Source organism: Brevibacterium sp. S22, assembly GCF_004745485.1.
Classification (GTDB): Bacteria; Actinomycetota; Actinomycetes; order Actinomycetales; family Brevibacteriaceae; genus Brevibacterium.
On sequence record NZ_RHFG01000030.1, the window covers coordinates 37,441 to 48,540 of the forward strand.

The 11,100-nt window shown below is 65.7% G+C and carries 11 protein-coding genes; 2 read left to right on the plus strand and 9 right to left on the minus strand.

Features of this window, described 5'->3' with window-relative positions:
• Positions 1-3: 3 nt before the first annotated feature.
• The 9 genes from EB835_RS17580 to EB835_RS17620 form a co-directional block, all read right to left on the minus strand.
• Positions 4-375, minus strand: coding sequence for a hypothetical protein (locus EB835_RS17580; protein WP_135810745.1), 372 nt, complete (start codon positions 373-375; stop codon positions 4-6).
• Positions 365-985, minus strand: coding sequence for a helix-turn-helix domain-containing protein (locus EB835_RS17585; RefSeq protein ID WP_135810746.1), 621 nt, complete (start codon positions 983-985; stop codon positions 365-367). The genes EB835_RS17580 and EB835_RS17585 overlap by 11 nt, the downstream gene beginning before the upstream one ends.
• 96 nt (positions 986-1,081) lie before the next feature.
• On the minus strand, positions 1,082-2,047 hold the full coding sequence (gene truB, locus EB835_RS17590) for a tRNA pseudouridine(55) synthase TruB (RefSeq protein WP_135810747.1): 966 nt from the start codon (positions 2,045-2,047) through the stop codon (positions 1,082-1,084).
• A 12-nt stretch (positions 2,048-2,059) separates the two neighbouring features.
• Positions 2,060-2,944, minus strand: a complete 885-nt coding sequence (locus EB835_RS17595) for a ligand-binding protein SH3 (RefSeq protein WP_135810748.1) — start codon at positions 2,942-2,944, stop codon at positions 2,060-2,062.
• A 190-nt stretch (positions 2,945-3,134) separates the two neighbouring features.
• A complete protein-coding gene (gene rbfA, locus EB835_RS17600) occupies positions 3,135-3,569 on the minus strand; it encodes a 30S ribosome-binding factor RbfA (RefSeq protein WP_135810749.1) in 435 nt (144 codons plus the stop codon).
• A gap of 191 nt (positions 3,570-3,760) precedes the next feature.
• Complete coding sequence (gene infB / locus EB835_RS17605; protein ID WP_135810750.1) at positions 3,761-6,712, minus strand: translation initiation factor IF-2; 2,952 nt, start codon at positions 6,710-6,712, stop codon at positions 3,761-3,763.
• A gap of 130 nt (positions 6,713-6,842) precedes the next feature.
• Complete coding sequence (locus tag EB835_RS17610; RefSeq protein WP_135810751.1) at positions 6,843-7,118, minus strand: YlxR family protein; 276 nt, start codon at positions 7,116-7,118, stop codon at positions 6,843-6,845.
• Between the two features lie 71 nt (positions 7,119-7,189).
• Positions 7,190-8,152 carry a transcription termination factor NusA gene (gene nusA, locus EB835_RS17615; RefSeq protein ID WP_135810752.1) on the minus strand — a complete coding sequence of 321 codons (963 nt, stop codon included), beginning with the start codon at positions 8,150-8,152 and terminating at the stop codon, positions 7,190-7,192.
• A 137-nt stretch (positions 8,153-8,289) separates the two neighbouring features.
• Entirely contained in the window at positions 8,290-8,754 is a 465-nt protein-coding gene (locus tag EB835_RS17620) for a ribosome maturation factor RimP (protein ID WP_135810753.1), read from the minus strand.
• Positions 8,755-8,967: 213 nt separating this feature from the next.
• Between EB835_RS17620 and EB835_RS17625 the strand changes: the two genes are divergently transcribed.
• Both EB835_RS17625 and EB835_RS17630 read left to right on the plus strand, forming a co-directional pair.
• On the plus strand, positions 8,968-9,924 hold the full coding sequence (locus EB835_RS17625; protein ID WP_135810754.1) for a hypothetical protein: 957 nt from the start codon (positions 8,968-8,970) through the stop codon (positions 9,922-9,924).
• Entirely contained in the window at positions 9,921-10,940 is a 1,020-nt protein-coding gene (locus tag EB835_RS17630) for an aminoglycoside phosphotransferase family protein (RefSeq protein ID WP_135810755.1), read from the plus strand. The genes EB835_RS17625 and EB835_RS17630 overlap by 4 nt, the downstream gene beginning before the upstream one ends.
• Positions 10,941-11,100: the final 160 nt, after the last annotated feature.

An 11,100-nucleotide genomic window follows, 5' to 3' on the forward strand; every position in this document is an offset into this window, starting at 1 on the left:
TCGTCAGGACACGATCGCCCAGCCGATGACGCCGAGGAGGGAGGCCAGTGCGATCGAGACGAAGGTGCCGATGATGAATCGCTCCCCCGCGGCCGCCGAGGACTTGATCTCGGCGAAGCGCCCGAGGCCCTTGACCGCGATGACGACGGCCATGAGTTCGGGGCGGCCGAGCACGATCGCTCCGGCGATGAGTGCACGCTCGACGATGCCGATCCACAGTCCTCCGCGCAGGACCTCGATGTCTTCGGCTCCGGTCCGTTCGGGTTTGGCTCCCGGACCCGAATGGGTCAGACGGAGGAGGATCGGGACGAGTGGCCAGCCGATGAGCGCCGCGGCCACTGCGGCGGCGATGGCGACGAGGACGTCAGTCCACATGCTCGGCTCCTTCCGACTGGACGGGGCCGTGCTGGGCGAGGTGATGTCGGGCCAGGCGCTCGGCTCCGGCGACGATTTCGGCCGGACCGGCTGCCAGAACCCGGGAGACGGCCTGCTGGGAGACGTCGAATTCTGCGGCGATCTCGGCCTGAGTCGCATCGGGATGGTCGAGGCGGAAGCCGACGTAGCCGCGGGACTGGCTGCGCAGCTCACCGAGGGTGCTGACGAGCAGGCGCAGAGCCGCCTCGGCGAGGCCGCTGTGCTCGCTGTACGGGTCGGCGTCCACGACGAGGTGGGCAGGTGCGGATTTCGCCGTCTCGACGGCCTGACGAGCGGCATAGAACGCCGCTCCCCTGCCCTCGGCGGTCGCTTCGGGCAGAGGCCGCTCGACCTCGCCGATGCCGATGCCGATATGCCAGCCGGAGTCGGTGCCGATTCGGCGCACCCCCTCGGCGACAGCTTCGGGATCGTCGAGGACACCTTGGACTTCATCGCCGATGGTGCGAGCGAAGGGAACGACCGTGGCGATCGGAGACAGGGCATCGAGGATACGAGGCACCGCGTCGACGTTCGACCGCGAATCCTGCTGATCGATGGTCAAGACGAACATAGGACAAGTAGACCAGATACCATCGGAAGATACAAGCATTTCAGTTGTAAACTTGAAGTACAACTGAAACTGATGTTGCAACCGACGAGAAGCGGCTCAGGCGAGGTCGATCGCGAAGGCCGTGAGGGATTTGAGACCGCCGTCCCGGCGCACCTCGGCCACAGAGACGAGGGCGTCATCGCAGACGACGGCGACTTCTCTGTTCGCCGAATCCGCAGCACCGGACTCGGCACGCAGGTCGGCATCGCCCGAATCGGAACGCCACTCGGCGGAGGCCACGGTCTTGCCCTGCATGAGGGCTGTGGCCTGGTCGACGTCGACGGTCACGACCGGCAGGAGGGTGTGGGCCGCCTCGGCGAGGGAGATGAGGTCGGCCGCGGGGACATCGAGGTCTTCAGGAAGGGTCACTGCCTGGTCGATGTGGAAGTCTCCGACGCGGGTGCGCCGCAGCGCAGTCAGGTGGCCGAAGACTCCGAGGTCGGTGCCGACATCGCGGGCCAGGGCGCGCACATACGTGCCGGATGAGCAGTCGACTTCGACATCGACGTCGATCTGGCCGTCGTCGGCGGAGAAGCGGATGTCGATGATCTCGAATGCCGAGATCTCGACGCGGCGGGCCTTGAGTTCGACGTCTTCACCTGCGCGGACGCGGGCATAGGAGCGCTTGCCGTCGACCTTGATCGCCGAGACGGCGCTGGGCACCTGGTCAATGGGACCGCGCAGCTCGGCCACGGCGGCCTCGATGGCTGCGGTGTCGACACGGGCGAGAGCGTCCGGAGCAGCGAAGCGATCGGGCTCCGAATCGGCATCATCCGTCGGGGTCGACGACCCCAGACGGATGGTGGCGAAATAGGTCTTCGAGACCCCTGTGATGTAGGTGAGCAGCTTGGTGCCGCGGCCGAGGCCGAGCACGAGGACGCCTGTGGCCATCGGGTCGAGAGTGCCGGCATGGCCGACCTTCTTCGTCCCGAACCAGCGGCGGATGCGGGAGACGACGCCATGGGAGCTCAGTCCCTGCGGCTTATCGCAGACGAGGACGCCCTGCGGGGAAGTATCGCTCACTGGGTCCGGCGATCAGTTGAACGACGCGTGCACGTGGTCGAAGTGGTTGGCGGTCGCGTCTCCGCGGTCCTCCATGCCCTTCCAGCCCTGGCCGGGCTTCCAGATGCGCTGCTTCCAGATGACGTACTTGACGTCGAGGGCGCCCTGGTTCTGGATGAGGTATTCGGCGATGCGGTCGCCGGTGGCGCCGCTGATCATGATGTCGACGGCTTCACCGGTGTTGTGATCCGAGCCGGTGCCGGGGCGGCGTCCGCCGAAGGTCTTGACCTCGGGGAACTTCGCACACACAGCACGGTAGCCGTTGACGGCGTTGGGCAGCAGACCGGACTCGATCGAGGAGGACACGCTGCACGGCGGAGCCGAGGTGTCCGAGGAGGCTCCTTCGTCCGAGGAAGCACCTTCATTCGAGTCGGATTTCTCATCAGAGGACGAGTCGCTGTCGCCCTTCTCGGAAGCGGCCGAGGATTCGGCGGTCGGCTTGGGCTTCGGCGGAGCCTTGACCTCGAGGGTGGACTTCGAGGACTTGTTCTTGTATTTCGGGTCGTCCTTGACCTTCTCCAGGTACTTCTCGCCGGCCTTCTTGCGCTCGGCGTCGAGCTCTTCCTGGCTCACTGCCGACGGGCTGCTCGACTCCTCAGGAGTCGTCGATGCGGCCTCGGTGGTGACGTTGCCGGACTCGGGCGGTCCCATGACAACGGTCGAACCGACGACGGCCGCGGTTGCAGCCGCGGGAACAGCGATCGCGGCGACGACAGGACGCTGCTTGACGGTCGCCAGCACGGAAGTCGCCGAGGACGGCGCATTCGCTGCGCGTCGGCCGGCGGGGCGCTTACCGGGAGCCAGATCCCGGATCAGCTGCTTCGCGAACGACGGCTTCGGTGAGGAGTGCTTACCCAATGCAGAATTCCCTTAACAGAGTCGTAATCATTTCGTTACCGCAAAAAGTCTACGACATCTCGGAAAGATAACAAAACTGTTACGAGAACTTTTTTCCGGACGTGACGAAGCTCAAATCGGGCTCTCCACTGTCGATCTGCGACTTTCCCTCGATGACCAGGAACGATGCAGTGATCGCCGCGGTGGCGTCTCAGTCTTCGTCGGCGCCGTCGTTCTTCCTGTACGGGTCGGGCTCGCCGGCGGGGTGCGCGTTCTTGGCCAATCCGGCCACTCGAGCATCGTCGGCGGCGGCCTGAGCGAGCAGTCCGTCGAGGCGGGCGGCCGCCTCGGGGACGGCGTCGGCGATGAATTCGAGGCTCGGGGTCAGTCGGATCGTCAGCCCCTTGCCGACTTCGGAGCGGATGAAGCCTTTGGCCGATTCGAGGGCATGACCGGTGCCGACGAGGTCCTGGTCGTCGCCGTAGACGGTGTAGAAGATAGTTGCGTGCTGCAGATCGCCGGTCACCCGCACATCGGTGACGGTGACGAAGCCGAGACGGGGATCCTTGAGCCTGCGCTCGATGGTGCCGGCGACGATGACCTTGATCTGGTCGGCGATCTTGCGGGCCCGTGTCGAGTCTGCCATGGTGCTTGTCCTTCTGTTCGGGGCCGGAGCTTCTCTCCGACCCTATATTAGCTGTGGAATCGAACCGGCTCCGGTCGGTCCCCGTCCGGGGGCCGACCGGAGCCTTCGACTCACGTGGCGAGTCCCATCCGACTCTCTGGATGCGCTGCTGCGCTCCTGATCATCGAGTGTGACTCGTCGGAAGCGACCGTTCAGTCGCGCGGCTTCTCCTGCATCTCGAAGGTCTCGATGATGTCGCCTTCGCGCAGGTCGTTGAACTTGCCGAGTCCGATACCGCACTCGTAGCCTTCGCGGACCTCGGTCGCATCGTCCTTGAACCGGCGCAGCGATTCGATGTGGACGTTGTCGCCGATGACGATTCCGTCGCGGGTGACGCGAGCGGTCGAGTTGCGCTTGATGAGACCGTCGCGGACGATCGAGCCGGCGATGTTGCCGAACTTCGAGGACCGGAAGACCTCGCGGATCTCCGCGGTGCCGGTCTGGACCTCTTCGTACTCGGGCTTGAGCATGCCCTTGAGCGAGCTCTCGATGTCGTCGATCGCCTGGTAGATGACCGAGTAGTAGCGGACGTCGACACCTTCGCGGTCGGCCAGGTCCCGAGCCTTCGCTTCCGGACGGACGTTGAAGCCGAGGACAATCGCGTTGTCGACCGTGGCCAGGTTGATGTCGTTCTCCGTGATCGCACCGACGCCGCGGTGGATGATCCGCAGGTCGACGTCGTCGCCCACATCGATCTTGAGCAGCGAATCCTCGAGTGCTTCGACAGCACCGGAGACGTCACCCTTGAGGATGAGGTTGAGCATGTCGACCTTGCCCTCAGCCAGAGCCTTCGTGAAGTCTTCGAGGCTGATGCGCTTGCGACCGCGAGCCTGAGCGGCGTTGCGCTCGATGGCGTCACGCTTCTCAGCGATCTGACGGGCCGTGCGATCATCATCGGTGGAGATGAACGAGTCACCGGCACGCGGGACGGACGAGAGACCGAGCACCTGGACGGGACGGGACGGGCCCGCCTCGTCGACCTGGTTGCCGTTCTCATCGAACATCGCACGCACACGTCCGTAGGCGGTGCCGCAGACGATGGCGTCGCCCTGGCGCAGGGTGCCGGACTCGACGAGGACGGTGGCGACCGCACCGCGGCCCTTGTCGAGCTTGGCTTCGATCGCGATGCCGCGAGCGGACTTGTCGGGGTTCGCCCGCAGGTCCAGGGCCGCATCGGTGGTCAGCAGGACGGACTCGAGCAGCTGGTCGATGCCCTCACGCTTGAGCGCGGAGATCGGAACGAACATGGTCTCGCCGCCGTATTCTTCGGCCACGAGGTTGTATTCGGTCAGCTGCTGCATGACCTTGGCGGGGTTGGCGCCTTCCTTGTCGATCTTGTTCACAGCCACGACGATCGGCACCTCGGCCGCCTGAGCGTGGTTGAGAGCTTCGATCGTCTGCGGCATGACGCCGTCGTCGGCGGCGACCACGAGGATCGCGAGGTCCGTCGACTTCGCACCGCGGGCACGCATGGCGGTGAACGCCTCGTGACCCGGAGTATCGAGGAAGGTGAGCTTGCGCTCCCGTTCATCGTGGTCGACTTCGACCTGGTAGGCACCGATGTGCTGGGTGATTCCGCCGGCTTCGCGGGAGGCGACATTGGCCGAACGGATCGCATCGAGCAGCTTGGTCTTACCGTGGTCGACGTGACCCATGACGGTGATGACCGGCGGACGTGCCTGCAGGTCCTCATCGTCCTCTTCTGCGGCTTCGGCATCGAGGTCGATGTCGAAGGTCTCCAGCAGCTCGCGGTCTTCGTCTTCGGGCGAGACGATCTCGATCTTGTAGCCGAGCTCTTCGCCGAGGACCTCGAAGGTCGCCTCGTCGAGGGACTGGGTGATCGTGGCCATCTCACCGAGGTGGAAGAGCACGGTCACGAGGTTCGTCGGATCGGTGTTGATCTTCTCGGCGAAGTCGGCCAGCGAGGAGCCGCGACGCAGACGCAGCGGCGTATTCCCGTCTCCGCGCGGAACGCTGACGCCACCGACCGACGGAGCCTGCATCTGCTCGAGCTCTGCGCGCTTCGCCCGCTTCGACTTGCGTCCCTTCTGACGGGGACCGCCGCCACGGCCGAATGCACCCTGTGTGCTTCCGCGACCGCGACCCGAACCGCGACCAGCGGGACCGCCGCCGGGTCCACGACGCGGACCGCCGGGAGCGCCGCCCGGGGCACCGGGTGCGCCGGCGGGGGCGTTTCCGCGCCCTCCGCCGCGACCGCGGCCGGGAGCGGGTTTGTTCAGCGCCGAGTTCTTCAGCATCGACGGGTTGGGGCGAGGTGCGCCCGGACGAGGTGCCGGACGGGGACCGCCCGAGGAATCCTCGCCTGCGCCGCGCTGCTTCTGGCCGGGCTTCGGCATTCCCTGCGAAGGTGCGAACGGATTGTTGCCGGGGCGTCCGCCCTGGCCACCCTGACCACCTTGGCCGCCCTGACCGCCGGAACGACCGCCGGACTTGGGTCCGCGGCCTGGCTTCGGCATTCCCTGGGAAGGGGCGAAGGGGTTGTTGCCGGGACGCGCGGCACCACGGCCACCGGGCTTGGGTGCGCCGGGCTTGGGTGCGCCGGGCTTCGGGGCACCCGGCTTGGGCGCGCCGGATGGCTTGGGTGCACCGGGCTTCGGCGCCGAGGAGGCAGCCGGCTTGGCCTCGGCCGCAGGAGCCTCGGCCGCGGAAGCCTCGACTGCGGAAGCCTCGGCTGCGGGCGCCTCGGTCGGCTCTGCGGCCTTCGGAGCGGCCGGCTTGGCGCCGGGCTTCGGAGCGGATTTCGCAGCGGGGGCGGCATCCTCGGCGGGGGCCGATTCTGCAGGTTTCGCAGCGCCCGGTTTGGCCGCCGACTTCGCGGCTGGTTTGGGTGCGGGTTTCGCACCGGGCTTCGGGGCTCCGGGCTTCGCGGCCGGCTTGGCGGCCTTCTTCGCACTGCCCGCGGACTTCGCACCATCGGCGGGAGCGGAATCGGCGAATGCCTCCTTCACGCGGCGCACCACGGGCGCTTCGAGCGTCGAAGAGGCGGAGCGAACGAATTCGCCCATGTCCTGGAGTTTTTCGAGGACGTTCTTACTTGTTGTGCCGAGCTCTTTCGCGAGCTCATGGACACGGGGCTTTGCCACAGTTCTCCTGTCCGGGTTCTTTCCCGGTCAGGAAAGAACCTCATCAATGAAGAGCAGTTCTCATTTCACTGCTCTCTCGAATTCCGTTTGGGTGTCATCGTGCGACACTCACAACTTGTCATCCATTCGGCTACCCGTTCTCTTTGGGTTCGGTGTCCGGCCTCGGGAGGTCCGAGGCGGTGATCTTCGTTCGAAAGGATCGAGCGAAGGCGGCAGTGGTCAGAGCCTTGTTCAGGCACTTCTCATCAGGGTGCACCCAGGCACCACGTCCCGGCAGTGTCGCTGACACGTCGTGGACGACGGCGGGGTGCTGATCGGAGCGGAACACGAAGCGTGTCAACTCGTCCCGACCGGCCTTCTGCCTGCAGGCGATGCATGTCCTTACGGGTCCATCACCAACATTCACAATGAATGATTCTACAGCACCGACACCCCGGCTCGCGCCAGGGGGCCAGTGGTGCGAATCACGGTGAAAGGCTATTCGCCTGCGATGATGTCGATCTTCCAGCCGGTGAGCTTCGCTGCCAGGCGCGCGTTCTGCCCTTCCTTGCCGATGGCCAGGGAGAGCTGGTCGGTGGGGACGATGGCGCGCGATTCCTGGGCGGCGGCGTCGAGGATCTCGACGCTCTTGGCCTTGGCCGGGGACAGCGCATGCGCGATGAACTTCGCCGGGTCGTCAGAGTAGTCGACGATGTCGATCTTCTCCTGGCCGAGTTCATTCATCACCGCGCGCACGCGCGAGCCGAGTTCGCCGATGCAGGATCCCTTCGCGTTGACTCCGGGCTTCGTGGCGCGCACGGCGAGTTTCGTGCGATGGCCGGCTTCGCGGGCGAGGGACACGATCTCGACGGTGCCGTCGGCGATCTCCGGGGCCTCATGGGCGAAGAGTCTGCGCACGAGGTTCGGGTGGGTCCGCGACACTGTGACCGAGGTGCCCTTCGTCCCCTTGTGGACATCGGCGATGTAGACGCGCAGGCGGGTGCCGTGAGCATAGGTCTCGCCGGGGACCTGTTCGTGCGGAGGCAGGACTGCTTCGACATCGCCGATGTCGACCTGGACCATCTGCGGGTCTCTGCCCTGCTGGATGATGCCCGAGACGATCTCGCCCTCCCGGCCCTTGAACGTGCCGAGCAGGGTCTCGTCCTCGACGTCGCGCAGCCGCTGATGGATGACCTGTCGGGCGGTCTGGGCCGCGATGCGGCCGAAGCCGGTGGGAGTGTCGTCGAATTCGCCGATCGGGTTGTCGTCGTTGTCGAACTCCACGGCGAGGATGCGCACCTCGCCGGTGGACTTGTCGAGTTCGGCGCGGGCGTCGGGCCATGCCCCTTCGGTCTTCTGGTAGGCGAGGAAGAGCGCCTGTTCGATGAGTTCGATGAGGGTCTCCAGCGGAATCTCACGCTCTCGTTCGATCACGCGCAGAACATTGAGGTCGATGTCCATGTCTAAATCCTCTCCGGCTCAACCGAGCATTGAATTGTCTGTGTTCACTTATGCAGGCGTCACAGTCTATCCCAGTCCGCGCCTGCACTCTGTCTGCAATAGGGCCGTCTCACCGTCGGCGGAGCGTGAGATCTGCCTCAGCGGAACTTCAGTTCCACCTGCGCCTTGCGGATATCGCCGAGGTCGACCGTCTTCGACTCCTTGCGCTGGGGGTCGGTGCCCGTGATCGAACTCTCCCCCACCTCGGCGAGGTCGAGCTTGAAGGTGTCCTTCTTCGTGGTGATCTCCAGGCGGCGGCCGATGACGCGTCGGAAGTGGCGTGGAGTCTCGAGTTTCCGGGTGGCGCCGGGGCTCGTGACCTCGAGCTGGTAGGGCTTGTCCCGGAAGATCTCGACCTCGTCGAGGGCGTCGCCGACGATCTTCGTCGATTCGGCGATCTTCTCCATCGACATCGGGTCGGTGCTCGATTCGTCGAGGTCGACGACGACGGTGAGCGTGCGCCGCGGTCCGGCCGCTACCGCCTTGACGGACTCGAGGTGGAATCCCGCCTCTTGCAGGGGCGGGGCGAGCAGGCCCTTGATCCGCTCGACGTCTTCGTCCATTTCTCCTCCATATCTCTGACCTTTCCCGCGCCGAGGTGGGGCGCGGGGTCCGGCCCACCGTGCACATGCGTGGCCGTCTTGTTCTCACCCACCCTAAGCGACAGCTGCCGCCTGGGTTAAGCCTTCACCCCGGCCCGGCGGGGTCGACGAGTCTCCGTCCGCGGCAACTCGGGCATCCCTCGGCGATGACCAGCCATCCGATAGGATTGCCGTATGCGTTTTCCCGTCAGTCGCCGCGGCCTGCTGACTGCCGGCGTCGGCGGGTTGAGTCTGGGCCTGCTCACCGCCTGCGGCCTGCGACTCGATCAGGACCCCGAGATCCCCACGCTGGATTCGACCCAGCAGCTGCGCAATCGTCTGGCCCGCGTCCTCGACTCCACTTCTCCCGGTGCAGGGGACCCCGAAACCGCAGGTGAAGACCTCGCCGATTTCGTTGCAGCGGTCGGACCGGTGTGGAGACCGCCGCCCGAGTTCGCCACTGAAAAGCCACCGACCGAGGAGGAGCGCACCTTCGTCCAGGCCGCCGAGGTGGCCGCCCGTGCCGTCTTCGAAGCCTCGTCGTCCCTGGGTTCGGGTCTCATCGCCGTCCTGGCCGATGCGGCGACCGGCCTGACCCTGGTCGCCGGGACGAAGAAGCCGGAGCTCATCACCACCGCCGATGAGCTCATCCGCACCGGTCGTGACGAGTTGGACCGGAACACGGGCGGGAAGAGGACTCAGGATTCGAAGCAGGACGGCGACGAGGAACAGGATGATCGTGCGAAGGTCTTCAATGCGATCCTCAACCGATCCCGGGCCGCCGCCTACGGATATGAACGTCTGGCCGTGAACTTCGAGGCGAAGTCGCGCGAACGCAATGGAGCGCTCACCCGGCTCGAGTCCTTGGGGGCTCTGTCCGGAGAGATGCTGGAACTCCTCGGTGAGGACGCGGCCGATCCGGCCGCCTCGGCGTGGAAGCTCGATCCCACCCCGACGGACGCGGACTCGGCGAAAGAGCTCGCCCTCTCCCTCGAGGACGGCATCGCCTCCGCACTTCTGCCGTGGTTGGAGGCGGACGCCTCGGCGATGCTGCGACTGTGGGAATCGGCTCGATCCCGGACGGTCTTCGCCGATCCGCAGCCGCTGCGTTTCACCTATGACGAACCCGGGCAGGCGGAGGTGCAGGAGTGAAGGTTCCACCGGTTCTCTATCGTGCGACGCGTGAGATCATCGGCGATTTCCGCACCGATTCGTGGGTCGCCGCGCTCGACTATATGGCCAATGAGCTCCTCGACCGGTGGAAGCTGCGCTTCGACGATGTGCCCGGGGCTCCGTGGGCCGGGTGTGAGTCGTTGGTGATTCCGGTGCTCACTCAGGAGAACTATCAGGGAGTGCTGCGCTTCGCCGCTCCCACCTCGGCGCATACGGCTGCACATGCGCAGGTGCTGCGGGCGCTGAAGATGTGGAACGGGCACGGGGCGGTCCGGGTCATCCGTGATGATCGCAGTTTCCGGGTCACTCTGCAGGAGCGGCTGCGCACGAAGGACAATCTGTCCGTGCTGCCCTTGGCGGATGTGCCGCCGGTATGGGGTGCCCTGCAGCGGTCCTTGGAGATTCCGGCGAGCTCGGAGTTCCTGCGCGTCCAGGATGTCGTGGCCGGGTGGCTGAATTCGTTCGATGCCGATGCCGGGCTGATGACCGGGTGGTCGGAGGCGGGTCCGCACGATCCTCTGCTGCTGTCGTTTGCCCGCAACTGGATGCAGACGCTGGCGTCCTCGGACGAGAATTGGCTCATCCACGCCGATCTGCACTACTACAACATCCTCGCCGGCAATCCCGATCCGACGGGCATCTCGACATGGAAGGCCATCGACCCGCAGCCCCTGGCCGGTCCGACCGCGTACACCTTGGCTCCGGTGCTGTGGAACCGATTGGCCGAGATCCCGTCTGATCATCCGCAGGCGCAGGCGGCGTGGCTGCGCGGATTCGCCACCGATCTGGCGCTGTGTGCCGGGGTCGATCCGCAGTACGGGATGGGTGCGACGGTGGCCCGGGAGATCACGAACATGTTCTGGTACCTGCGCGCCGCCTCGGGCGGATCGACGTCGAGTCTGGCCGATGCCGCCCGGTCACTGTGGGTGGCCCGGGCCCTGTCCGGTGCCGACGTCGCCGGAGTCAACGCCCACGCTCTCAAACCCATCGGCTGACCACCCCCAATTTGCTACCTGACGGGGGCTTAACAACCTCGATCCTTCTATGTCTTGTCAAGCAGGTTGAGGAACGGTATCTAGCGCGTTGAGGATCTTGTAGACCCGACGCGCTAGATACCATTTGAGCTTGCGTCGGATTTCCTTCTTCGACTTCTTC

Bases quoted from the DNA above. Each gene is read 5' to 3' on its own strand.
- nusA (WP_135810752.1), bottom strand. From the start codon at position 8,152: ATGGACATCGACCTCAATGTTCTGCGCGTGATCGAACGAGAGCGTGAG.
- EB835_RS17620 (WP_135810753.1), bottom strand. From the start codon at position 8,754: ATGGACGAAGACGTCGAGCGGATCAAGGGCCTGCTCGCCCCGCCCCTG.
- EB835_RS17580 (WP_135810745.1), bottom strand. From the start codon at position 375: ATGTGGACTGACGTCCTCGTCGCCATCGCCGCCGCAGTGGCCGCGGCG.
- EB835_RS17585 (WP_135810746.1), bottom strand. From the start codon at position 985: ATGTTCGTCTTGACCATCGATCAGCAGGATTCGCGGTCGAACGTCGAC.
- EB835_RS17625 (WP_135810754.1), top strand. From the start codon at position 8,968: ATGCGTTTTCCCGTCAGTCGCCGCGGCCTGCTGACTGCCGGCGTCGGC.
- rbfA (WP_135810749.1), bottom strand. From the start codon at position 3,569: ATGGCAGACTCGACACGGGCCCGCAAGATCGCCGACCAGATCAAGGTC.